The following is a 22,931-nucleotide window of genomic DNA, read 5'->3' on the forward strand; positions in this document are numbered from 1 at the left end:
CGAGTTCAAGGAGATTTACAGGATCATGTTGATCTGATGTGATCATCTTAAATCCCAAATGTGAATCTAAACTTAAACAATCAAACGCAACGCTTGTTCAAGTCCACGTTGTTTTAAGCCTGCTCCAGCACCGAACCATGCCGAATCTAAGCGATGATCCTGACTCATTGCTCGGCGCTCGTGATCTGCAAATTCCGTGATACTGCATAATAAGCCATACGCTGTGTCTTTGGCTGAACTGAGTTCTGCCCCACGGCCATGCCCATTAAACATGGTCATGACTTTTGACATAGAACGTCCATTCGGTTCAATCTTGTTGTCAGCTTTAGTAGCTGAGTTGGCTTGTGTGGCAACATTGCGATAGAACTGAATAATACTGTCATCTTGCTCGGTTGGACTGATGCTGGTGTTATTAAACACCGCATCGAAATAAGCTGCCGCTTCAGTCTGTGTGACTTTACGTTGACTGAGCTGTTTCATTTCATACATATGTTCGTTCCATGCCCGCACTGAAATCCCCAATTGCTGTTTAATCTTTTGCGCATCAAACTTGGTACTATGTGGCACTTTGACTACGCCTGCACTTGTGTTCTGACCTTTTAAGGCAATAGCTAGAGTGTTATTACACACCACGCGAATACTGGTAAATTGCGCCGTGGTCGCCAAAGTGCCATCACACGCCGTAGCTAATAAAATATAGCCATTGCTGACATCTTTGCCTTTTAAGGCAGAAGTCTGTCCTGTTTTGGCTAAAGCCCAGAATTTCTTGCCACCTTTCAGTACCCCTGCGGTTTCCAGTTCAAAGCCTGATTGTTCAGTCAAGTCTCGATAGAATTCTAGAATCTCTCGGGGTTGGACTTCCTGATAACGCTGACTGACCACCGATAAAGGCGCATGTGTGTCGGAACGGTATAAAACCCGCTGTTCATCATGCGGTAGGATCAAGCTTTGTCCTTTATGGTTTTCAGCCATATAACTCACATTCGAGCTTTCAATCTGCCAGTCCATGCCTGCTTGTTTGGCCCAGACTTCAATCGGTTGGTTTGGGGTAAGCTGATTGCCTAAACCATGCCAAGGGGTTTGTCCGACATAAGCCATTTGTTCAAGTTGATGTGCCATGGTGAACCTTCCTAAAATAAGTGTGTGATGTAAAGTTTTAAAGAATGTATGAATTCAACTATGTAAAGGCTGAGATGCGATTACTTCGCCCATGCAAAGGTTTGTTGGCAATCCAAGCAGACGTAGTGCACGGCATCGGTGTAATACTTTTCAAAGCAGTATTGGCTGATCACCACCAAAACCCCGCCGATGACCACCCCGATCGCCGCACCAATAAAAGGTGAAACGCCTGCTTTTTTGGCGACCTGCATGCCGAACATCGCCATCTGTGTGGGGGAAATACAACGTTGCAGTTGTTCAAAATAATTAAAGTTGGGATTGCCTGAATCGGTCTGTTGAACATGGACAGACTGACAAAAAGGACAGCGAATAAGAGACATTGAATATTCCAAGTAGACTGAATTCAGTACAAAAGCTGAATGGCGGGCATAAAAAAACCGCATCCATTAAGGACGCGGTTTGGTTTGGTGTGTAGCTTAAATTGAGTGCTTTGGCTTAGTGTTGAACTGAGTTATTGGGCGAATTCAAACATGAGGTGCGACAGTTTGAAAAGTCTTATGATAATCAACAAGCTGAGCAAATTTCTCTAATGGTGTAAGCCAATCTAACGCTTTTCTAGGACGAGTATTCAGTGACATGGCAACTTGATTTAAATAATGCTGATCTGCCTGATTTAAATCAATCCCTTTAGGTAAATATTGCCTAATTAAACCATTCATATTTTCGCATGTGCCTTTTTGCCAGGGTGAATGTGGGTCACAGAAATATACATCTATGCCTAAATCTTCTTCAAGTATTTTATGTTCTGCCATCTCGCGTCCACGGTCATAGGTCAACGTTTTACGCAGTTCTGCAGGTAAATATTTCAGAGCTTCAGTTAAAGCCTTGCGCACTGATTCTGCCTTTGCATCAGGTAATGTTGCCAAGATACAGAGCCGTGTATTTCGTTCAATAAGTGTTGCTATCGAACTTTTATTGTCTTTACCTTTAATTAAATCAGCTTCCCAATGACCCGGTATTTTTCTTTCTTGAACTTCGGCTGGGCGCTCATGAATAGTTTTAATATCCTGTAATATAGAATCTTTTTTAGGTTCACCGTTAGCTTTTCGCTTTTTATTTTCATGACGTAGACAGGATAATAAGTCTTTTTTCAACTCACCCTTGGGTAATGCTCGTATCGTTGAATAAATCGTTGTATGGCTTACATTCATTGTTTGATCCAAATCAGGAAATGTCTTTAAACGCTTTGCTATTTGCTGAGGAGACCATAAACAACGGATCGCTTCAACAATAAATTTCCAGAGGATTGAATCGATTTTGAGTTTTCTGTGACCACGTCTACGTCTAGCAAAAGTGTTATCAGAAGCATATCGAGCTTGATAAACGTCATTGATGCTATTTCTTTTAAGCTCACGATAGATCGTACTAGGATGTCTTTTAATAAGTTCAGCAAATTTTCTGGCTGAAAAGCCTTCTTTTCTTGACTCAAGCATTAATGCAGTACGATCTTCAAAGTTAAGATGATGGTATGACAATTTTATATACTCCATAAACCCTTTAAATTAATTAGGTGGTTTATGTCGCACTTCAAGTTTTACTCTGCCTTGAAAGCTATAGCTTGCAGTACCTTGGTCGGTTTCAACATCAACACGCACTACGTTGTCATAGCCACAGCCTGTTAATTTCAGTCTTAAACGCAGACCTATTTTAAAATGCTGTGGATATTCCAACGATCGACGATAGCCTTCATAACTGCATTCACCGTTGTTGATCAGCACATTGGTGACATCAATCGGATCTGCACTGTTAGAACGGATCGTCAATACTGTAGCGGATTGATTTTGTGCATACCAGTTACTGGTATCTTTGACATCGAGTTCTACCGTAAATGTATTTGGATCAAGGCCAGAATTACAGCCACCCATTAACATTCCTGTCGTTGCAGTCAATGCGAGTAGGATCGGTTTAAAAAATTGCGTCATAAAATTCATCCCTAGCAGTAGTTATAGCTCACGCCATAATCGCCCGTGTTTAAATCAATGCTGACCAGATGGATTTCACAGTCTGTGCCATTATCAAATTTATAAACGTAGTAACGATTGCCCGCCTGCTCCGATTCCAGTGCACCATGTTCCTGCAAGCTGAAGTCTTTCACTGATTTTCCTGTATCTTTTGCGGCTTTGGCGAAGACATAGCGTTGATACTTGTCTATGTTGTCCTGCTCAAACTGAGGCAGTTCGTCATAAGGCAGCATCGACAGTAAGGTATCGACAGACTTTAAGTTTTTATCAAATTCAAAACTCAGCAATTCAGGTTCATGATCTGATGGACTCAGACTTTTACTTCCCGTAGTCAATTCTTTGACATCGATCCCATCCACTTCTGCCGCTGCAATCTCGGTTGAAGCTGGCTCTGAACTGGCAGTTTCCAAAGACTGTGCAGAGCTGGCCTCCGAAGCACTAGCAGCTTGAACAGTTTTTTCAGATACGTGTTTGGGGCTAAAGAAATAGAAGCCCGCGATACTGATCAAGGTCAGGGCTAAAATCGCCGCCAAGCCCAATATGGTTTTTTGGTTCATCTTAAATGCTCCCCGTCTTTAGTTGGGTACAGTGACTTGACCATTCTGAGCATTAAAGTGAACAAAGCGCGGACAACCACCCTGAAAGTTCACCGTAAAATTACGCCAACCACGATTGCCCGGATTGGTTTTATACATGCACTGATACACCCCACCACCCAAATTACGGGCCTTAACAAAATAGGCTTCACTGGCTTGCGCAAACCAGCCTGCCTGCGCCAATGATGCGCCTGCAAGTAGTGATGAAATAAGGGCAGTTTTTAGGAAGGTTTTAAACATAATCATTTCTCTTTTTATAGGCATCACTCGTCTTGGTCTTAATCAAACGCAGTGCTCCCCATGCATGAATGTTGGAATGAATATCTCTGTTTTTTTGAAGTGTTATAGACGATAAAGCACACGGATCTATGCCCCTCAAAACAGCATGAGAGATTCATCTTCATATCGGTAATATGTACTTGAAAAAGTTTTATTCTTAGAAAGTTATCGACACAGCTATGCATTGATTGCACAGCATCAGGTCTAATCACCCATCGGCACAAACATGAAAAAAGAGAAATGTAAAAGACGGCATTGATGTAAGCGCATGGCGTACTCCTTTGTTTTTAAAAGAATCCTGCCAAATCACTGCTAATATGATGGTGGCAGAACGAAGGAGGGTTAGCAGACTGGTAACAAAGAAACCAGCACGCGCAAGCGCGTCCCCCCTCCGCCCTACCGCAAAGAAAGGGGGACGAACGGGTCCACAACATGCAAAATGAGATTTCGCATATTGTCTTTGTTAATGGGTCTGTCAAAACCCGCTGACGATGTAGGTCAGCAGGCTAAGGATAATCTGCGCACTGTAGAGCGTCAAGCAATCAACTAGTGCATAAAAATTTAATGTTATATTTCATCATCGGTAGTATTGAAACGTCAGACCTTTTTCTGCATATTGATCCAACTCAAATTTTTTTGATTAAAGGGGATCCAATATGAGACAAGATCTAAATCTTGAACAGCAAGAAGAAGATTATAGAGAAGCTCGAGAAAATGAGATTCAGAAAATTGCTGAATCGAATAATGTATCGAATGAAGTTGCTACTCAAATTTGGGAAGATCTTCATAGCTCTATAAACCAATAAAAAACATTAAAATCCTAACACCTTGCTCATATAGTAAAGGTGTTAGGTTCTAATATAAAATAGTTGCCTAAAACAAAAGCCGATAATGAAAATAATGCAATTTTTTTGCACTCCACTTTTGAATATAAGGCCCCTGAGAATTATTAGACCTCATTCATTCGAATTACTGATACATTGGATATATTAAGCGCTTTTAAAATATCCATGTGACGTTGTTCATCTTGAGAAGCATAAAATGTTGCAACCCATTTAATATCAGGCTTGACTGATTGTTTTAATTTACGGAAATATGGCAAATCAACATCAGCAAGTGAGTGACCAAGAATGTAGATTTCTTCAATATTATGGATACTTGAAAAGAATTTCTTATTATTCTCAATGATTTCTTCTGTACCTTTAAATGTTGCTGAAAAGTAGCGATTGATTGCATGTTTACCACGTTCAAAAGAATAATCATATTGAGCAGACTGATATTCCGCCCATTGTTCATACTCTTCATCATTTAACTCTTTAGGGGGTTCCACAGGTTTTTCTTTGAAATTCTCAGGATCAACACCATGACCAAGAATAAGTTCTTGATCATCATTTTCAGCCTTTCCATGTATGAACAAAATATTGTTATCTGGAATCCCGTAGTAATAAGTAAGAGTATCCGTATAATTAAAAAGTGAGATACATGGCATTTCTATCTAAATTGACGGCGTTTCCCAGATTAAATTCAGGAAATTCAACAGCTAATATAAATTCTTTAAAAGCCTTATACAGATCTGTTGTTAAATAACCCAAAATTCGCTCCATCTCAATTTCAAGCGTATACCGATCTCTATCTCTAAAATTATCTGATGCATAGTTGGGCATTGCATCCATATTTGCTTCCAAAACAGAATCTGTACTCAAACCAGACATGCTGCTCTCAAACTCTGACCATAATGGATCTAACATTGAGGAAGGAAAATCAGGATCTAAATCAGTAAAACCAAAGTGTTCTAACAAAAGATTGTACACATCTCTGTAATTTTTTTTGAGATACAAACCAAATGATGTATATTTTGTATCAAGCCCATGATGAACATCAAATCCATTACCTATTACATATAATTTCATTTTACTCCCCATTAACATCTAGTTCTTTGAAATAAAGAATTTCTGCATCATTATCTGTTAGCTCAAAATAAGATTCTTCGAAGTTAAGCTCGGCAATATCAGCTTTTACCTTTAATCCATCGTCATAGGTAAGCATTAAATGGGCTGTATAGGTTTCTTTGTGCTTAATTATGGATTCATTGTTAAGTACAAATAAATATTGTTTATCTTCAGGATCCCAAGGCGAACGATCATAATCAGAGAATTGGTAATTTGCTATAACAGTCACTTCAAACTCAACTGAATATTCAGCCCACTCCGCGTCAACATTTTGCAATGTTTTCTTCTTAATAGTTAATGAATCTATATCAATAGAACTTATAACATCGTCAAAAGGCTCAGTATTTTCATAATTAAACTCACCATCCTGTAAAGATTGTAAAGCAAGTGCTTTTATTTTCTCTTGCAAGAGCTCAAATACTTCGTCAGCAAACTTGGTTGGTTCTTCGTATGCTTTATCACTGCGAACTATCAAATCAATCAAATCATCTACAGATTCTAGATGTATAAAGCTACTCTCATTAGCACAGAATGACTTCATGTCACCGTCAGAGCTAACAATATAAACTGCATGCCCTCTTCGCAAGCTAATCTGTTTTACTGCTTCTAATGCAAACGCATCAGGGAATTCATGTTTTTTAGATTCTTTATCGAATGGTGGAAGGTTATGAAAATAAGCATTGAATACCACATTTGGGTCAACAGAACTTACACTTATAATTTCTACGCATCGCCCTTCCAAAAACTCTAAAAACTTTTTATGCACTAGATCATAAATTTCATCACCACTCACTTTAGTAAATATGCCATAACAATCTAGTTCAGATGCATTCCTAAGAAACATAGCATCTTTAGTTATATGCTTAATTTTTGATGCAGCCTCGACTGACTTCTTCTTTAAATGTGATTCAATTTCACTTTTCGTGACATCAGTGACCAAAAGGTGAATCTTTTCCTGCTCAATAAGCTCTTGAAGGCGCCCTAAAATATGTTGACCAAATTGATAATTCTTATTCTCATATGCAGATGTATCAATGAAAACCAACCTAGTTTCTAACTCCATACCCCCTCCTATAAAAGTCTAAATTACTGCCACTATCTTAAAAACACCAATTGATAATAAGTTGATTATTATTGTATTTATTTCACCTTTTTTAAAAATCACTTAAAAGATATTCGCTAATTACATTATCAGGTTTATCTTTTCAAGATAATGATTTATAAAATAAAATAACCAACTATGTACAACCTTTGAAGCCCAATTATGCCACTCACTCCCAAGAAAAAGAAAGTTGAATCAATAACAGGCGAATGCAAAACTTCAAATCATTTAAATCCATCTAAAAAAGACATCCGTAGCCAAAAAAAATTCTTAAATGAATTAATTGGCTATATAAGTACACACGAAGAAATCGTTCCTAATGCCAAAGCATTAAGCCAATCGCTTTCAGTTGACTACAAGAAATACGAAAAAATAAAATGTGTGCAAACGTGGGCTGAAACAACGGATATAACTGGCTTCCAATATTCCTATTATTCAGTTCTAGGAAAAACTCTCCCAGAGTTCTTAAATAAATCTATTCAAGAGTGTAGTTTTTTTGATGTTAAATTAATGAGAACTGGTGAAATTGTAACTAAAGATAAAATTATAGGACTTACGCATTGACGGATTCAAAAAAGTATTAAAATACTTTATAAAGTATCTGTGATCAGACGAATTAAACATGCTTCTACAGCAACTTGTACATTACCCATTTATATGGGCTTTCTCATGACAGAACCGAACTCTATTAGCTGCACACAACTTGCCGAGACTTATAACATCTCGCATGATAGTGTAAATCGCTTTCTAGAACGTGAAGACTACACACCTCACGACCTATATCAAGAAGCAATTCAACATATTGATAATAATAAACTTATAGTCAGTATTGATGATACTGTTTTAGATAAACCCTATAGTCAACATATGGACTTGGTTAGCTATTTTTGGTCAGGCAAACACCACCGATCCGTCAAGGGTATTAATCTCATTACCTTGTATGCGACAGATCAGAATGGTCAAAATATTCCAATTAATTTCCGAATTTATGACAAATCTGAAAGTAAAACCAAGAATGATTACTTTATGGATATGTTAAGTGAAGTACTCAGTTGGGGTGCAAAGATTCAATTTATTACAGGTGATAGTTGGTATTCATCGACTGGAAATCTAAAAACCATAAGAAAATATGGTATTCGATTTATGTTTGGTATCGACTGTAACCGTAAGGTTTCCCCAGAAAAAGGACAATGGTTTCAACTGCGTTTATTGCCAAATTTCCATCAGGGTCAAGTGGTCTGGCTCAAAGATTTTGGCTTTGTACAATTATTTAAGACTCAGTTAAAAGAACAGCAGAGGTTTTATATTGTGCATCAAGATGAAGATGATTTATTGTCCTTTGAGGGTTTTCATGAATTACATTCAAGTCATTGGAAAATAGAGCAATATCACCGGGTGATTAAACAGGTTTGTCATATTGAAAAGTTTCAAGTAAGACGATCTAAACTGATTTTGAATCATATTTTTTCAGCCTTGATGGCCTACGTCGAGATACAAAAGAACCAGTTTGAGCGGATCTTTGAAAATGTATATCGTTGGCAGAAGAAATTATTTAGACCAGTTATCAAAAACTTCATTGATGACTTTATTCTCGATAAAAATCATCTGCTACCACAGAGAATCTATAAATAATAGTGCGTAAGTCCTAAATTATTAACCTTTTCACAGCTATAGTAATTATTTTAGCCACAATCATCGAATCAATCTTAAAATCAAAACCTAGCGATTCATTAACTTTAGATAAAGGATTTCTACAGATTCAAGAGATTATCAACACATATGAAAAAGATAATCAACAGAAATACTATAAGCCTATTGCAGAGCTCTTAGTCGCTATAAAATTGTATAATCAACTTGATATTGTTGATAAAAATATTAGAGAGCCTAATTTTTTTGAGAAAAACCCAGATTATCCCTACTCTATCCAAGATGCTCAGAAATACCGTGATGAATTATACAATGAAGTAGTAGAACACTTAGAAAAAGCCATAAATCAGTGCATCACTATTGGTCTTTTTAAACAATACCAAAGATCTCCGAACTCAAATAAAAAAATAGAGAACATACCCGTTATATGTGAAGGGCATACTTTGTTAAACAATACAAAGTTACTTAAAAAACTAAATGGCTCATCATTAAATGCTGAAGGGAATTTAAAAAAGAAACACAATTTTGAAGCTATTGATAACAAAATTTTAGAACTTATCAAGCAAGACAAATTCAAGAATAAATATAAAAGCAAGAATGCAGCTGCTGAAAAAATAGCAGATGAGATTGCAAAGGAAATTGAGGTTTTCATGGAAAATGACCGTGGCAAAAATAACCACAATCAGCACATCAAGCTAGAGAACTTGCCAGATAGAATACTTAAATTCATCAACAAATATCCTGAGCTTAACGAGCACTTAATAAATAAGTAATTGATTTTTATGTTTAATCAGTTTTTTTTAATTACTTGGACGGCTCATAAATAGTTTTTCAATCAAGTGTAAATTTACTGTCATTGGATAGTGTCCTTTCTGCTTCAAGGTAGCTATTCAATTTAATGGGCTTTTTCCCATAACTAATCCAACATTTAGGACAGTAAGTATGTACACCGCAATATTTAAAAAACCTTCGGGTTCATCACAAGGTCAAAGTATAAAACCTCGATCAGGCCGAACCTCTGAATTAAGGATAATATTACTATTAAGTATCTATTATCCCAATAGGTGTACTACTTATCATCTGGGTAGTTTGTATATACCTATTCCAGTAGTGTTTTGTATAACACTACTGATTATTAATCAGTATAGATTTCACTGCTATAAAGCTAAGGGGTACACTCATGCCTCTTAAACCTTTCAAAGCTCAAACACCTGCGATTGTTTATCCTCTTATTAGCGATGGTGCATTTGAACTTCTGCCATCATCAGAGATTGAACAGACCATTTTATATCGTGACCACCGCTTGAAATGTATGCTCAATATAGTGTCATTCGTCAGGGAATGTTTAAACGCAAAGCGAATTTGCAGCCAAAGTTGAACCCGATGATTTCAACGAATTTAAGGGCTTCTTTTACTACGCTCAGTGGATAAGACCATTTGTGCCTGTCTTTGATGATATTACAGGCATTGATCTTAATTACCTGAAAGACTTTATAGTTTGTGAAGAAATATTATGTTTCTTCAAAGCAAAAGAACTTTTAAATACCGAATTAGATCTGATTGGGTTATTTGAACAACCAAATTCCCAACCTCTTGTACATATACAGCCAAGAGCAGATTTATTAAATCAATTCGTTCAACTGATTCGTGAGCAAATGGGTAGCACTATAGTAAAAAATGTTATCCGAAAACGTGAGGAAAAGGCTAAACAAAACTTAAAGTCTTGTCGTAAAGCGATAAACCAATGCTTTGCCAAATTCAGCAAACTTTTGGTTATACGTGTTGATTTTGCCTTTAAGCCACCTTTAGAGAACTTAACCCCCTATTGCCCAGATGAACTGCAACACCCCTTTCATTCTGAAAATGCCTTGCAATCTTTAAAAGAGCTAATTGCACAGTTATTACGGAATAGAAGGCATAACAAAATATTGAACCAAATCAAGGGTTATATTTTGAAGTTTGAACATGGGTTAAAAAAGGGCTTTCACGTCCACGCTCTGTTTTTTATGGATGGTAATTTACATCAAAATGATGGGTATTTTGCACATGAAATTACCAAGTACTGGAAAAAGCTTACGAACGATCAAGGCTGCACCTATAACTGCCACATGGCAAAAGACAAATACAAAACTCTATGTATAGGAATGATTGATCACACAGATACCGCAAAGCAAAAGGCGTTAGATGATTGTGTTCAATATTTCTGTAAAAAGGAACAGTACCTCATGTTTAACAAACTAAATAGCGTTAGAACAATTCAAATTAGTCAACCACCTCAACGACGCTCTAATGCTGGTCGTCCAAGAAAAGCTGTTAACACAACTTTGTTGAATAGCAAATAAGGAGGATTTCTAATGTTGACTAAGAAATATCTTTCAGTAGCTCATACTGCTTATTTTTGTAGCACTGGTGCACGATTAGCACTGTCACATCCAAGTCCATCTGATATTTATCAAGCAGCATCACTTATTGGAAAAGCATCTGCTAAAAGCATTGAAAAAGCCCTTAAAGGCTCAAATGTCGCTATTATGCAAGCAATACAAACAATTCCTTGGCTGAATAATGCACCATGGTTTAATGGCAATATGTCAAATATTAGCCTGAATCCATATAATGCAAACTTAGGTAATCTAGCTTATGAGCATGGCTTAATTCAGCAAAATCAAACTGCTACAATTAATCCACTTGCTGTATCTTATTTATCTGAGCATTTCCAATATCGCATACAAACTATTGAATTTACTAAGAGCCTTATCGAATGGTCTAAGCCTTTTGAAGGCTCAAAGCAAGAATTGGATACAATATTTCGAAATATTGAAAGAAGCTCTTCTGGTTTTGAGCTTCAAGAGTTCTGCCTTAATTATGATACGGATCAAAATAATACTATACATCTTAATGGGTTAGAGAAATTTATCAGCAATGAAATAAAAATTCAGCTGAATCATCTCGAGCCTGATAAATGTTTAGCCATTCTGTTAAAGAAAGAACCTTGTTTAAACAAGCGCATGAATCTGCGCTATATCGTAATCTTGCAGAAAGATTACATTGATGAACCATCAGGGTTTACAGACCTAAGCTTCTTTCAGAGTATAAAAAATACTGTTGAATCAAATAGCTGCTATTACTTTAACTATGATTCTGGATGCCTAAATGGGTTTCTTGCTAACAACCGTTTTAGTAAGAAAAACCCAAATTACAGAGAACGGATCAGATGTCTAAAAAGCTATCTTATAGGTACAGATGCATTATATAGAGTAGATGGATTACAGACTTCTCTTGAGATTTTGTACTCAAAATTTGTCAAATAGGGTTGAAAATTTAATAATGGGAATGTTTCAGCTTACCACTGCTGACTACCTCTTTATGAAATATCGCTCTATGACCGTTGAACTGATGACAATAGTTTCCGACTATTACCCTCACCTTAGTAAAGCCGAAGCACTGAGAAAGGCGAATAATCAAGAATTCCCTTTCTCAGTGTTTAAAATAGATCAAAGTAAACGTGCACCTTTTTTGGTGCACATTAAAGATCTAGCAGATATTTTAGACAGTAAGTATTCAGAAGCTTCTAAAGATTATGCTACGTTTCATCGATGAGGCGTAGCACCTCTTCAAACTGCATAGTATTTCTTCTTGCCTTCACTGACACATAACGCTGTAAACTACTCCAAGAGTCATGCAAGCTTACCTTCTGAATCTCAGGAATAGTAAAACTCTGTTCTGCTAAACGTGTACAGCCTTCGTGTCTCAAATCATGAAAGCGCAAATCATCAATACCTAACATTCGGCACGCTTCTCTAAACTCTTTGCCTAAACTTTTAGGATTCAACGGCAGTAGCAAATTTTCATCATGCCCAAGCTTCAACATCCGTTCACGAACTTCTGAGTGCTTTAATCTTTTAATCATTTCCTTACAAGGATCAAGGACATCAAATGATTTATGATTGCCTTTAGAACCATTGGGATTCTTTAGATCATGTACTTTCCATGTAGAATGATGTGAATCGTAATCTCGAAGATATAAACGAGTTAATTCAGCTTCTCGTCTGCATGAGAAAATAGCAAACCACATAATCAAATGCATTGGATACTTAGAGCCGTAACGGTTTAGCTTCCATCGCTCTGTAAAATATTTCGTCAATGCAATCAGCTCATCCGTTGAAGGAAGTCGGTCTCTTTTTTGACTAGAGGATATTTGGCGTGTTTTTCTTAACTGAGCCGTAGCCTTATCAAACCCATTTAAATCAATATCCATTTCCCACATAACAGCAGCATGAGAAAGCACACCACGGATATGTAAAAGTTCATGTTGCTGTGTACTAGTCGCAATAGGCTCAAGTTCTAGATGAGGGACACCTCCCTTCCTTAAAGCAACATGCTCGGCCAAATGTACTGATTTTATTTTTGTGATAATATTGCGCGCAATTGGTAGCTTCTTAATTAAGAGCAGAGAATAGCGTTTCGTCCTTCCGTACTCGCTCCCGACTTCATCCAAATATTTATCTATGGCATCTGATAAGGTCAGATCAATTAGCTTTTCTTTGCCAAGCAAAATATCAGGATTTTCTTGAATTTCGACTTCTCGTTTCTTAACCCAGTTTTCGGCCAACTTCTTTGAGTGGAATGTTTTACTTTCAGAGAAAGCAGGAAAGCCCATTCGATTGATTCGAATCGCAGCACGATAGTTAACTTTACCATCTGCACCTTTCCTTGCTGTAATTGACCCCATAATTTACACCACAACCTGTTTTTTTGATTATGGTGTAAAATTTGGTGTAAATGCAAACCGATTAACCCACCTAAACACAGGTTAAAACAGATTCGCGCAGGTTGCGAAACATAGATTAAAGGTATGATTTTTAATGACTATTAACAAAAACATTGAAAACACTCAATCTCCGCGAATCAGTGTTGCCCCGATGATGGATTGGACGACCAAGGACTATCGTTTCTTTGCGCGTCTATTTAACCCAAACGTCATTCTTTATACAGAAATGGTGACCACTGGCGCGATCCTGTTTGGCGGTGCAAATCGACATCTCGATTACAACAATGAAGAACACCCGATCGTTTTACAACTCGGTGGCTCAAACCCTAAAGACTTAGCCACTTGTACCAAAATGGCACAAGACTGGGGCTATGATGAAGTCAACTTAAATGTCGGCTGTCCAAGTGACCGTGTACAAAACAATAAAATTGGCGCATGCCTCATGGCAGAACCGGACCTCGTTGCAGAATGTATCGCTGAAATGCAAAATGCAGTAGATATTCCAGTGACGGTAAAGCACCGTATCGGCATTGATGACATGCATTCTTATGAAGAAATGCTGCATTTTGTCGATACTGTAGCCAAAACGGGCTGTGATAATTTTATTGTACACGCGCGTATTGCCTTACTTCAGGGGCTTTCTCCGAAAGAAAACCGTGAAGTTCCCCCACTGCGTTATGAAGATGTCTATCGACTCAAACAAGAACGTCCAAATCTATTGATCGAGATTAATGGCGGGATCAAAACCTTCGCTGAAACACAAGCACATTTAGAACATGTCGATGGTGTCATGATTGGTCGTGAGGCTTATCACAATCCCTACCTTTTGGCTGAACTTGGTCAATTGTGGAATTTAGATCTACCTGATCGTTTTGAAATTATCGACCAAATGCTGCCGTATATTGCAAAGCGTATGGCTGAGGGTGCGCCATTGTCGATTATCACGCGCCATATTCTTGGGCTATTCCAAAACCTTCCGGGCGCTCGCAAGTGGCGTCAGGCTTTAAGTGGTGGTAATGCCAAGACTTTTGCCGATGTTGAAAATGCAATTCTTAACATTAAAGACGCGATGCAACGCACCGAAGATTATTTAAAAGAACACACTCTAGCCCAGTAATTTAGAACGTTGATCTAACATAAAAAAGCGAAGCATCTGCTTCGCCTTTTTATGTTTCACCGTTATAGCCGAGTACAAGGTTTTACTAAAGAACGCTTTTGGATATTGGTCAAACATTTTATTGTTTCAGTTTTAAAATCATAATGATAAGAAATATACTTTCCTGCAATAAGCTCACTGACAAAGGACTCTTTTCTAAAGTAAGCCGTGGTTATACAACCATGTAAATCAGGTGTAGCATTCACTTTGATCTGTTCAACAAATTGACTTTTCTGACGTATTTGATCCTGTAATTTTAAAATACGATTCATATTTTGAAATTCTTCAGATTGCGCAATCTGTTGTATATTTTTTAAATGACAAGCCTGCGTTACATCATCATGATACTGATGCATTGACCAAACCAATAATGACTGTATATCACTCATCATTTCTTTGGCTTCATTGATCTGATTTAAAGCATAAAAATGGCGAACGGTTGAATAAATAGCATATGCAACACCGCAACTCAAAATGATCCCTATAGCCACTATTTTAACATCAAGTTTGGAATGCCCTGAAAGATCAGTCATGGAGTTGCTTTATCCCGTTATATTTTAAAAGTGCTTCAGGCGAACTCTTCTTTTAAATAAGAGCTTAACTGGTAAATTTACTCAGAGCACGCCAGTATTTGTCTTTAAACAAACTGACCTCTATTTCAAAGTTGCCTTTATATTTTTCAATCACTTGATCAATGACCTTGGATGGTTTTCTAAACTCTTTACACGCAAAATATATAGTTCTTAAGTGATTACCCGTTTCACGACCTATATTTAAATAGCCATCCACATCCTTAAGCTCTTGTAATAATGAATCTTCTATCAAATCCATCAGTTCATAATCTGTAGACGTAGGCATACCATTTGAATGCTGACCATCATAGGAGATTTCTATCAGCATCATCCACGGATGCGAAGCTTTTTGATCCCATGTTAAAAGTGTGCGATTTAAAGTCGCCAGCAACGGTACACCTTCATTGGTTTCACCTTCCAAACTGACAAATTCATCGGCATCCGTATTTGAACGGGTAATTTTGTCTAATCTTGAAATTTCACTACTTTTTAAAATTAAAATGTTTTTGAGCAAGTGAATCGGTAGCAATTCGTTTTCGGCATCTTGCTTAGACTGGACAGAAACATTGTCCAATTTGGTGACCGCATCGTACTCACCCAAATAGTTATCGAGAAAAATATACACAGCCTGTAAAAACGCATCGTTTTCAGCTGCATTATATTCATCATGTACCACGACCAGATCAATCTCATCGGGATACTCGGCTTGCTGGTTAAAATAAAAAGACAAAGTCTGCTGACTAAACTCATAGCCATGCATATTAATCCCGACTTGATGAATATCGCTTTCAGGTTTAAGCGCAGTGAACTTCCACCCTGCAATCTCTGGTGCAGCTGCAATCAGCTCTTCCACAAAAACAATATTTGGAATGATGCCATCAGGGGTAAGAATTAATTCAGCTGTTTGTGGGGTTAACATGCCCGTCAGAAAAAAGATGCCGCTATGGACTTTTTCCAGTTCAGGCGTCAATCGATCAAAGAAATCTCGCTCGATTTCAGTTTTACTGCCTTGATTCACAATGTGGTGAAAATGCTGTTGATGCTGCTGAAACCATTGCCAAAATGCAGTATATGCATTTTCATTCACAGGCGTTTTTTGTTTTTGAGAACCCCATAATTTTTTTAAAAAGCTCATTTTTCTTTTCTCTTTTTTCTATTGATTTCAATATTTTTTGTGGTCTATGGACTGTATCAATATATCGATGTATACAGTCCAATTAAACCTAAAACAGTCTTATTGTTTCGCTTTCATTCCATCTAATTTTTTCAGCACTTCCGCCACTGCCACCATCGCAAAGCTTGAAGTCACCACCACCGCAGAACCATAGCCACCACAGCGTAGGCCTGCACTTGGACACACATCTGCACTGGAAAATGGATTATCAATCGAATACACACAGCTAATCCCGAACTTTTCTTTTGGTTTTTTACAAATCCCCATGCCACGCAACTGGGTTCGAAGCTTTGCCAACATTGGATCTTGTTCAGTTTTAGACAAATCAGCCACTCGGATTTTCAATGGGTCGAGCTTACCCCCAGCTCCCCCTGAAACAATCAATGGGATCTTATTAAAACGACAGTGCAACATCAATGCTAATTTAGCTTTGACGTCATCAATACAATCTAAAATTAAGTCTGGTCGATGTTCTAAAATTTCTTTGACATTTTCTGGAGTCAAATAGTCATCGATCAAATTGATTTTGATCCGAGGATTGATGGATCGACAACGCTCGGCCATGACTTCAATTTTTTCATGGCCCAAGGTTGAGCTCATGGCTGGCAGTTGACGGTTAATATTCGAAGCCGCAATTGAGTCCATATCAACCAGTGTTAATTCACCGACCCCTGTACGTGCTAAAGCTTCGACTGCCCACGAACCGACACCACCAATGCCGATCACCATCACATGACTTTTTTCATAATATGAAAAGGCCTCGTCTCCATAAATTTTGGCTACACCAGCAAAACGGCGGTCATATTCATCATGTTGCAGATCAGTCATGCGTACATCTATATCGGTAAAATCGTGTTCATTTTACCTGAATACGACCTTGGATTGAATGTATCGCTACAAACAATAAAGCCCTGCTACTGACAGGGCTTTATTTCATTGAGATTAGGCTGCAATTAAATTACGCAGTACATAATGCAAAATGCCACCAGCTTTAAAGTATTCCACCTCATTCAAGGTATCAATACGGCACAACACTGTAAATTGGTCTTGGCTGCCATCTTCTCTAAGCACCTGAATATCCAAAGTTTGATGCGGCTGGATATCATCCGATAATCCATGAATCGAAAGTACTTCACGACCTGTCAAATTTAAGGATTGGCGCGTTTGTCCATCGACAAATTGCAATGGCAATACACCCATACCAACCAAATTCGAACGGTGAATTCGTTCAAAACTTTCGGCAATCACCGCTTTAACCCCCAATAAGTTCGTGCCTTTGGCAGCCCAGTCACGTGATGAGCCTGTGCCATACTCTTTACCAGCAATAATGATTAATGGCGTATGTTGCTGCTGATAAAACATAGAGGCATCATAAATCGGCAAGGTTTCTCCTGTTGGAATATAGATCGTGTTCCCACCTTCTTCTCCACCGAGCATTTCATTTTTAATGCGGATATTGGCAAAAGTGCCTCGCATCATCACCTCATGGTTCCCACGTCGAGACCCATAAGAGTTGAAGTCTTTGGGTTCAACCCCTTGCTCTTGCAAATAGCGTCCTGCGGGGCTGTCTTTCTTGATATTACCTGCCGGGGAAATATGATCAGTGGTGACCGAGTCTCCAAGCACAGCCAAAATACGTGCCTGCTCAATATTGGTAATCGGTTTCGGTGGCTGACCAATCTCTTCAAAAAATGGCGGATGGCGAATATAGGTTGAATTCTCTTGCCAAGCATAGGTCTGACTTTGAGGAATCTGAATTGCCTGCCATGCTGCATCACCATCAAATACCGCGGCATATTCTTTATGGAACATCGCGGTATTCACGCTCTGTAGCGCATGATCAATTTCAGCCTGACTCGGCCAAATATCTTTCAAGTAAACCGCTTGCCCATCTTTGCCGAGACCAATCGGTTGTGTAGTCAAATCTGTACGGATATTGCCCGTCAAACCATAAGCCACCACCAAAGGTGGCGAAGCCAACCAGTTGGTTTTCACTAGCGGATGTACACGCCCTTCAAAGTTACGGTTGCCTGAAAGCACTGAAGCAACATTGAGATCATGGCACTGTATGGCTTCTTCAATCGGTTCAGGCAGCGGTCCAGAGTTCCCAATACACGTAGTACAGCCATAACCGACCAAGTTATAACCCAACTCATCCAAATACGGTGTTAAACCAGCCGCAGCCAAATAATCGGTCACTACTTTAGAACCAGGCGCAAGCGAACTTTTCACCCACGGTTTACGCTGTAGACCTTTTTCAATGGCTTTTTTAGCGAGGAGTCCCGCGGCTAACATCACGCTGGGATTGGAAGTATTGGTACATGAGGTAATGGCTGAAATCACCACATCACCATGGTTCAATGGGTAAGATTTTCCATCAATAGTGCAAGATGGCTCCTCATGCGGTAGATTGGCTTTTTTAGCTTCAACAGCTGTGCCACCGCCTTCATTTTCTAAACGCTCTTTGGCTTCTTTGGCTGGCTTGAGATTTAGTTCCATCAAGTCATGAAAAGTTTTAGGTACATCTGCTAGCAAGACGCGATCTTGCGGACGTTTAGGGCCTGCCAAACTGGCCTGCACGGTGCTCATGTCCAAGCTCAACGTATCGGTAAAAACGGGTTCATCACCTGCATTTCGCCATAAGCCCTGCGCTTTACTATACGCTTCAACCAAATCAATCCGTTGTTGCTCACGACCCGTCAACGCTAAATAGGCCAAGGTCACGTCATCAATCGGGAAAAAACCACAGGTCGCACCATATTCAGGGGCCATATTGGCAATAGTCGCGCGGTCAGCCAAAGGCAAGTCGGCCAAACCATCGCCATAGAATTCAACAAATTTACCCACCACGCCTTTTTGGCGTAGCATTTGTGTGATGGTTAAAACCAAATCCGTTGCGGTAATGCCTTCATTGAGTTTTCCTGTGAGTTTGAAACCGATGACTTCAGGAATCAACATAGATACAGGCTGCCCAAGCATCGCCGCTTCAGCTTCAATCCCGCCAACACCCCAACCGAGCACGCCTAAGCCATTGATCATGGTGGTATGTGAATCTGTTCCCACCAAGGTATCAGGGAACGCAAAAGTTTGTCCCTCATCCTCCCCCAGCCACACCGCTTGGGCCAGATACTCTAAATTGACTTGGTGGCAAATTCCTGTACCGGGCGGGACAACACTGAAATTATTAAAGGCCGATTGTCCCCAGCGTAGGAATTGATAACGCTCACCATTGCGTTGCATTTCAATTTCGACATTTTCAGCAAAGGCATCTTTATCTGCAAAATTATCGACCATCACGGAATGGTCAATCACCAAATCGACAGGGGACAAGGGATTAATCAAATTCGGATCGCCACCCGCTTGTGCCATTGCGGCACGCATGGCAGCCAAGTCAACCACAGCAGGAACCCCAGTAAAATCCTGCATCAGCACACGTGCAGGCCGATATTGAATTTCTTGATCAGAGCTTCTGGTTTTTTGCCAATCGACTAGGGCTTGAATATGCTCTACTTTTACACTTTTTTGATCTTCAAAACGGAGTAAATTTTCGAGTAAGACCTTTAAAGACTTGGGTAATTGATCAATATTACCCAATGTTTGTGCGGCTTGAGGGAGGTTAAAAATTTGATAGGATTTTTCACCCACCGTGAGTGTTTGTAATGCATTGAAACTATTGATTTTGCTATATCTGGCCATTCGGTTGCCCTCCCAGTATTGGCGAATTTATTTATTATGATGTTCTTTCTTTAATGTAAGCCTGTTTAGAAAAGAATGTGTTCCCTTTTGGTTATCTTATTTTTATCGAGATTATTGTCTTATTCTTCTAAAATTTTAAATGCAACGCAGCCAATGAGTTCTGCCAGAGTTGAGTTGCTAACGACCGCTCAGACTGATCCAGTGTCTGTGCGAGACTCTCCAAAACACAAGGTAAATTCACCGGCGTATTGCGGGTGCGATGCTCAGTCGATGTTTGACAACACAACGGCGTCATATCTGGACAGTCCGTTTCAATCACCAAATGTTCACTACCAAGTGCTTGCACCACTTGATGCAATTTTTTGGCATTTGGATTGGTGATTTGCCCTGTCACCCCAATTTTAAAACCGAGTTTGACCAAGGCCTTGGCTTCCTCCACCCCACCACTAAAGGCATGAGCGATACCACCGAATTTAAATTTTTGGGCTTTTAAAATGGCAATGCTTTCTGCATGTGCTTTGCGAATATGCAATAACACAGGTTTTTGATATTGCTTAGCAAGTTCCAGTTGTTCAGAAAAATAAGATTGCTGCTTGGCGAAAAGTGCAGGCTGTTTATGCTCTTTTAAAAAGGTGTCTAAACCAATTTCACCCACAGCTACGCAGTCCTGCTGCTGCAGGACCTGCTCTAAACGTTGTAAGTGTTCGGTCTGATGCTGTTCGATATAAAACGGATGTAAACCAGGGGCAAGATAAGAGCACGGAACATTCTTCCAGCTTTTTAATTGCTGATGGGTCTGAATCAGCGTATCAAATCGTGATTCAAGAAAACCAATAAGGACCAGTGCCTCTACCCCAACATGTTTTGCTTGCTCAGCCAAATGCTGCCGATCAGTATCAAAATCGGCAACATCAAAATGAGTATGGGTATCGAACAGAGGCAAGCTCATGCTTGATTAGCTCTTGGCTTCAGAAGCAGCCTGTACGCTCTGTTTGGCTTTGGGTAAATACTCAGGCTTTAAAATTTTCTGGAGTTGATCATAGCCAATAGTTAAACGCGGTAAACCCACCACATAAGGGCCAATTTCATACTCGCCATATTGCAAAATCAGACCTTCAGTACCCAAGTAATAATTGTTACTCAAGCTAAACTTCCACGCTTGCTCATATTCATCGACATTGGTCGCTAACTTAGAGTCCACAACCCAAGCACGAAAGGCTTCATGCGCTACTCTATTTAACGCCGCCTTCTGATTCGGCAACAATAGATCATCCAAACTCACCAGCTTTTGCTGCTTCAAGTCAAAATTATAATAATGCTGTGACGATGAACCATGTGCACCGCCTAAGTAGCTGCTGGTGTTCAATACCACCGTAGCCAAAGGATCTTTGGCATTTAAAATTTTAGGCTTAATCATCAAACTAATTTGATGGTTAGAACTTAAGGCTTTCAACTCTTGGTCTAAACCCAGAAAAGCGGCCAAATAAGGTTGAACTTGTTTCTCTAGTTTCAGCTTAGGGGTTAGGACTTGGCCCACTACCGCAGGTTCAGAACTTGCAGCCACCGCACTTGATGCCGTGCTATCAGAACTGCTATGCATAGGCGAAATATCAATAATCTGCGAGAGATCTTTCACAATTTGTTGATCGATAAATTCATCAATAAAGGCTTGATTACTTTGCAAACGATCAATGTTTAATTCTGGGCAAGCATTGCCATCGCATTCAGGTAATTCGAATTGTAATTTTTCGGTGTCACCGACCAGTTTTAAAGTAGCGTCTACCTCTGAAGCCGCTGTGGTTTGCGTTGCAGGAGTTTGAGGCTCTTTATCTTTTGGTTGGCAGGCTGTCAAACTGATTGCAGCTGCAAGTACGCTGATTGTCAATATTGTTTTGCTTTTTAACATAAATAACCTATTACCTCTTACCTCGTGAAGCCAGCTCTTGCTTTGGCCAATGTGCTAAAACAACTGGGCATAAACATCGGCTTTTAATACCTGTTGAGTTTGTGCTTTCGTCAAATAAATATCAAGCTGGGTCCCATCTTTTACAACCTCATGAGTCCGATAGTGTAAACCGATGCCCTCTTGGTCAAAAAACCAATCTGCTTGCCCCCAGTACAACTTCGCTGGTGCAGATTTTCTCACTTCAGGTTCTTGTTTCTTCAGCCAGTCTTGATACGCTTTTTGCACCAAAACATTCATCGCCAGTTGCTGTTTCGGATGAATTAAATCTAATAATGCCACCGCTTTTTGGTTTTTACGATCAGCAACAAAGAAATAATAACGTTCCTTAACATTTACATTCTCTTGATTGGTATCAACCCCAATTTGCATGAGCACAAACTGATTGCGCTGATACGGTATACGCGTATACATCGCCAAGCTATAAGCCTTATTGCCCTTGAATTCAGCTTGCCATGTATCCGACTTTTTCACATAGGCATTAATGGCTTGCTGTAAGCTCATGTCTTGTTTTAAGCCAATTTGATCTTGAATTACGCGAGCCTGACTTTTGGCAATCCATTGGTTTAACCACGGATCTGCCGTTGTTAAGCTTTGCAGATCTAATTCAATACAGTTCTTGGTTTCACAAAATGGCTGTGCAATATCAGCCGCTTGTTGCTGAATATTCAAATACGGTAACACTTCAGCCTGCTCTGTTTTAAATACCGAGCTTTTGGCATCTGTGTCTGTTTCAGATTGTTTAGAGGAGTCACATGCCGTCAATAAGACAGTCAAACTCACCAATATTGTATAAATAGCCTGTTTCTGCAACATGCGTCTTCCATGAAATTCATGATTAAAATTAAAGTATCTTGCATAATAAAACAGCTTCACGAAGAAGCTGTTT

Annotated in this window: 25 protein-coding genes; 8 read left to right on the forward strand and 17 right to left on the reverse strand. The window is 39.1% G+C overall.

The features are described 5' to 3' along the window. Nucleotides 1–72: 72 nt before the first annotated feature. From AC5EUN_RS13890 to AC5EUN_RS13915, 6 genes are all read right to left on the reverse strand, one after another. Nucleotides 73–1,119, reverse strand: a complete 1,047-nt coding sequence (locus AC5EUN_RS13890; protein WP_493352390.1) for a DUF932 domain-containing protein — start codon at nt 1,117–1,119, stop codon at nt 73–75. An 80-nt stretch (nt 1,120–1,199) separates the two neighbouring features. After that, the gene (locus tag AC5EUN_RS13895; protein WP_151707323.1) at nt 1,200–1,499 is read right to left on the reverse strand and encodes a hypothetical protein; all 300 of its coding nucleotides are present in this window, start codon (nt 1,497–1,499) and stop codon (nt 1,200–1,202) included. Nucleotides 1,500–1,643: 144 nt separating this feature from the next. Next, the gene (locus AC5EUN_RS13900; protein WP_010326927.1) at nt 1,644–2,669 is read right to left on the reverse strand and encodes an IS30-like element ISAba125 family transposase; all 1,026 of its coding nucleotides are present in this window, start codon (nt 2,667–2,669) and stop codon (nt 1,644–1,646) included. Between the two features lie 12 nt (nt 2,670–2,681). Continuing rightward, the gene (locus tag AC5EUN_RS13905; RefSeq protein ID WP_493352391.1) at nt 2,682–3,101 is read right to left on the reverse strand and encodes a hypothetical protein; all 420 of its coding nucleotides are present in this window, start codon (nt 3,099–3,101) and stop codon (nt 2,682–2,684) included. An 11-nt stretch (nt 3,102–3,112) separates the two neighbouring features. After that, nucleotides 3,113–3,697, reverse strand: a complete 585-nt coding sequence (locus AC5EUN_RS13910) for a hypothetical protein (RefSeq protein WP_002116896.1) — start codon at nt 3,695–3,697, stop codon at nt 3,113–3,115. Between the two features lie 18 nt (nt 3,698–3,715). Next, nucleotides 3,716–3,976, reverse strand: a complete 261-nt coding sequence (locus tag AC5EUN_RS13915; RefSeq protein WP_004650270.1) for a hypothetical protein — start codon at nt 3,974–3,976, stop codon at nt 3,716–3,718. Nucleotides 3,977–4,671: 695 nt separating this feature from the next. Here AC5EUN_RS13915 and AC5EUN_RS13920 point away from each other — a divergent pair. Further along, nucleotides 4,672–4,821, forward strand: coding sequence for a hypothetical protein (locus AC5EUN_RS13920; protein ID WP_171494569.1), 150 nt, complete (start codon nt 4,672–4,674; stop codon nt 4,819–4,821). Nucleotides 4,822–4,964: 143 nt separating this feature from the next. Here AC5EUN_RS13920 and AC5EUN_RS13925 read toward each other — a convergent pair whose 3' ends face one another. The 3 genes from AC5EUN_RS13925 to AC5EUN_RS13935 are packed head-to-tail and all read right to left on the reverse strand — an operon-like array spanning nt 4,965 to nt 7,027. After that, nucleotides 4,965–5,504, reverse strand: a complete 540-nt coding sequence (locus tag AC5EUN_RS13925) for an AbiH family protein (protein WP_493352392.1) — start codon at nt 5,502–5,504, stop codon at nt 4,965–4,967. Further along, nucleotides 5,482–5,925: an AbiH family protein gene (locus tag AC5EUN_RS13930; RefSeq protein ID WP_493352393.1), complete on the reverse strand. Its 444-nt coding sequence runs from the start codon at nt 5,923–5,925 to the stop codon at nt 5,482–5,484. Before AC5EUN_RS13930 ends, AC5EUN_RS13925 begins: the two co-directional genes overlap by 23 nt. Nucleotide 5,926: 1 nt before the next feature. Then, nucleotides 5,927–7,027, reverse strand: coding sequence for a PIN domain-containing protein (locus AC5EUN_RS13935; RefSeq protein WP_151707318.1), 1,101 nt, complete (start codon nt 7,025–7,027; stop codon nt 5,927–5,929). Nucleotides 7,028–7,228: 201 nt separating this feature from the next. On the opposite strand from AC5EUN_RS13935, the gene AC5EUN_RS13940 reads away from it, so the two are divergent. The 6 genes from AC5EUN_RS13940 (at nt 7,229) to AC5EUN_RS13965 (ending at nt 12,310) form a co-directional block, all read left to right on the forward strand. Further along, entirely contained in the window at nt 7,229–7,630 is a 402-nt protein-coding gene (locus tag AC5EUN_RS13940) for a hypothetical protein (RefSeq protein WP_493352394.1), read from the forward strand. Between the two features lie 39 nt (nt 7,631–7,669). After that, nucleotides 7,670–8,698: an IS701 family transposase gene (locus AC5EUN_RS13945; RefSeq protein WP_007116247.1), complete on the forward strand. Its 1,029-nt coding sequence runs from the start codon at nt 7,670–7,672 to the stop codon at nt 8,696–8,698. Between the two features lie 209 nt (nt 8,699–8,907). Further along, nucleotides 8,908–9,486, forward strand: a complete 579-nt coding sequence (locus AC5EUN_RS13950; RefSeq protein ID WP_493352395.1) for a hypothetical protein — start codon at nt 8,908–8,910, stop codon at nt 9,484–9,486. A gap of 666 nt (nt 9,487–10,152) precedes the next feature. Next, nucleotides 10,153–11,055, forward strand: a complete 903-nt coding sequence (locus AC5EUN_RS13955; protein WP_151706560.1) for a YagK/YfjJ domain-containing protein — start codon at nt 10,153–10,155, stop codon at nt 11,053–11,055. A 12-nt stretch (nt 11,056–11,067) separates the two neighbouring features. Beyond that, nucleotides 11,068–12,021, forward strand: coding sequence for a hypothetical protein (locus AC5EUN_RS13960; RefSeq protein ID WP_151706561.1), 954 nt, complete (start codon nt 11,068–11,070; stop codon nt 12,019–12,021). 16 nt (nt 12,022–12,037) lie between these two features. Then, nucleotides 12,038–12,310 carry a pyocin activator PrtN family protein gene (locus tag AC5EUN_RS13965; protein ID WP_005059468.1) on the forward strand — a complete coding sequence of 91 codons (273 nt, stop codon included), beginning with the start codon at nt 12,038–12,040 and terminating at the stop codon, nt 12,308–12,310. Here the strand turns inward: AC5EUN_RS13965 and AC5EUN_RS13970 are convergent. Next, complete coding sequence (locus AC5EUN_RS13970) at nt 12,294–13,442, reverse strand: site-specific integrase (protein ID WP_159153345.1); 1,149 nt, start codon at nt 13,440–13,442, stop codon at nt 12,294–12,296. The two genes, AC5EUN_RS13965 and AC5EUN_RS13970, sit on opposite strands and share 17 nt — an antisense overlap. A 133-nt stretch (nt 13,443–13,575) precedes the next feature. Here AC5EUN_RS13970 and dusA point away from each other — a divergent pair, with 133 nt between their 5' ends. After that, nucleotides 13,576–14,598 carry a tRNA dihydrouridine(20/20a) synthase DusA gene (gene dusA, locus AC5EUN_RS13975; protein WP_159153346.1) on the forward strand — a complete coding sequence of 341 codons (1,023 nt, stop codon included), beginning with the start codon at nt 13,576–13,578 and terminating at the stop codon, nt 14,596–14,598. Nucleotides 14,599–14,660: 62 nt separating this feature from the next. On the opposite strand, the gene AC5EUN_RS13980 is transcribed toward dusA, so the two are convergent. The 7 genes from AC5EUN_RS13980 to AC5EUN_RS14010 form a co-directional block, all read right to left on the reverse strand. Continuing rightward, nucleotides 14,661–15,170, reverse strand: coding sequence for a hypothetical protein (locus tag AC5EUN_RS13980; protein WP_058868931.1), 510 nt, complete (start codon nt 15,168–15,170; stop codon nt 14,661–14,663). Between the two features lie 64 nt (nt 15,171–15,234). Further along, complete coding sequence (locus AC5EUN_RS13985; protein ID WP_148826726.1) at nt 15,235–16,344, reverse strand: DUF695 domain-containing protein; 1,110 nt, start codon at nt 16,342–16,344, stop codon at nt 15,235–15,237. 99 nt (nt 16,345–16,443) lie between these two features. Beyond that, the gene (locus AC5EUN_RS13990) at nt 16,444–17,211 is read right to left on the reverse strand and encodes a tRNA threonylcarbamoyladenosine dehydratase (RefSeq protein ID WP_010325913.1); all 768 of its coding nucleotides are present in this window, start codon (nt 17,209–17,211) and stop codon (nt 16,444–16,446) included. Between the two features lie 114 nt (nt 17,212–17,325). Then, nucleotides 17,326–20,079 carry an aconitate hydratase AcnA gene (gene acnA / locus AC5EUN_RS13995; RefSeq protein ID WP_159153347.1) on the reverse strand — a complete coding sequence of 918 codons (2,754 nt, stop codon included), beginning with the start codon at nt 20,077–20,079 and terminating at the stop codon, nt 17,326–17,328. Between the two features lie 127 nt (nt 20,080–20,206). After that, nucleotides 20,207–21,022, reverse strand: a complete 816-nt coding sequence (locus AC5EUN_RS14000) for a TatD family hydrolase (RefSeq protein ID WP_029574942.1) — start codon at nt 21,020–21,022, stop codon at nt 20,207–20,209. 12 nt (nt 21,023–21,034) lie between these two features. Beyond that, entirely contained in the window at nt 21,035–21,985 is a 951-nt protein-coding gene (locus AC5EUN_RS14005; RefSeq protein WP_159153348.1) for an RsiV family protein, read from the reverse strand. A gap of 54 nt (nt 21,986–22,039) precedes the next feature. Beyond that, on the reverse strand, nt 22,040–22,858 hold the full coding sequence (locus AC5EUN_RS14010; RefSeq protein WP_159153349.1) for a hypothetical protein: 819 nt from the start codon (nt 22,856–22,858) through the stop codon (nt 22,040–22,042). Between the last annotated feature and the right edge of the window lie 73 nt (nt 22,859–22,931).

Source organism: Acinetobacter sp. CAU_H_S170_2 (assembly GCF_058890445.1).

Coding starts and splice junctions, on each gene's coding strand:
- AC5EUN_RS13970 (WP_159153345.1), bottom strand. CDS start 13,442: ATGGGGTCAATTACAGCAAGGAAAGGTGCAGATGGTAAAGTTAACTAT.
- AC5EUN_RS14005 (WP_159153348.1), bottom strand. CDS start 21,985: ATGTTAAAAAGCAAAACAATATTGACAATCAGCGTACTTGCAGCTGCA.
- AC5EUN_RS14010 (WP_159153349.1), bottom strand. CDS start 22,858: ATGTTGCAGAAACAGGCTATTTATACAATATTGGTGAGTTTGACTGTC.
- AC5EUN_RS13925 (WP_493352392.1), bottom strand. CDS start 5,504: ATGCCATGTATCTCACTTTTTAATTATACGGATACTCTTACTTATTAC.
- AC5EUN_RS13890 (WP_493352390.1), bottom strand. CDS start 1,119: ATGGCACATCAACTTGAACAAATGGCTTATGTCGGACAAACCCCTTGG.
- AC5EUN_RS13900 (WP_010326927.1), bottom strand. CDS start 2,669: ATGGAGTATATAAAATTGTCATACCATCATCTTAACTTTGAAGATCGT.
- AC5EUN_RS13905 (WP_493352391.1), bottom strand. CDS start 3,101: ATGACGCAATTTTTTAAACCGATCCTACTCGCATTGACTGCAACGACA.
- acnA (WP_159153347.1), bottom strand. CDS start 20,079: ATGGCCAGATATAGCAAAATCAATAGTTTCAATGCATTACAAACACTC.
- AC5EUN_RS13960 (WP_151706561.1), top strand. CDS start 11,068: ATGTTGACTAAGAAATATCTTTCAGTAGCTCATACTGCTTATTTTTGT.
- AC5EUN_RS13915 (WP_004650270.1), bottom strand. CDS start 3,976: ATGTTTAAAACCTTCCTAAAAACTGCCCTTATTTCATCACTACTTGCA.
- AC5EUN_RS13895 (WP_151707323.1), bottom strand. CDS start 1,499: ATGTCTCTTATTCGCTGTCCTTTTTGTCAGTCTGTCCATGTTCAACAG.
- AC5EUN_RS13920 (WP_171494569.1), top strand. CDS start 4,672: ATGAGACAAGATCTAAATCTTGAACAGCAAGAAGAAGATTATAGAGAA.
- AC5EUN_RS13980 (WP_058868931.1), bottom strand. CDS start 15,170: ATGACTGATCTTTCAGGGCATTCCAAACTTGATGTTAAAATAGTGGCT.
- AC5EUN_RS13910 (WP_002116896.1), bottom strand. CDS start 3,697: ATGAACCAAAAAACCATATTGGGCTTGGCGGCGATTTTAGCCCTGACC.
- AC5EUN_RS13935 (WP_151707318.1), bottom strand. CDS start 7,027: ATGGAGTTAGAAACTAGGTTGGTTTTCATTGATACATCTGCATATGAG.
- AC5EUN_RS13990 (WP_010325913.1), bottom strand. CDS start 17,211: ATGACTGATCTGCAACATGATGAATATGACCGCCGTTTTGCTGGTGTA.
- AC5EUN_RS13985 (WP_148826726.1), bottom strand. CDS start 16,344: ATGAGCTTTTTAAAAAAATTATGGGGTTCTCAAAAACAAAAAACGCCT.
- dusA (WP_159153346.1), top strand. CDS start 13,576: ATGACTATTAACAAAAACATTGAAAACACTCAATCTCCGCGAATCAGT.
- AC5EUN_RS13930 (WP_493352393.1), bottom strand. CDS start 5,925: ATGAAATTATATGTAATAGGTAATGGATTTGATGTTCATCATGGGCTT.
- AC5EUN_RS13965 (WP_005059468.1), top strand. CDS start 12,038: ATGGGAATGTTTCAGCTTACCACTGCTGACTACCTCTTTATGAAATAT.
- AC5EUN_RS13940 (WP_493352394.1), top strand. CDS start 7,229: ATGCCACTCACTCCCAAGAAAAAGAAAGTTGAATCAATAACAGGCGAA.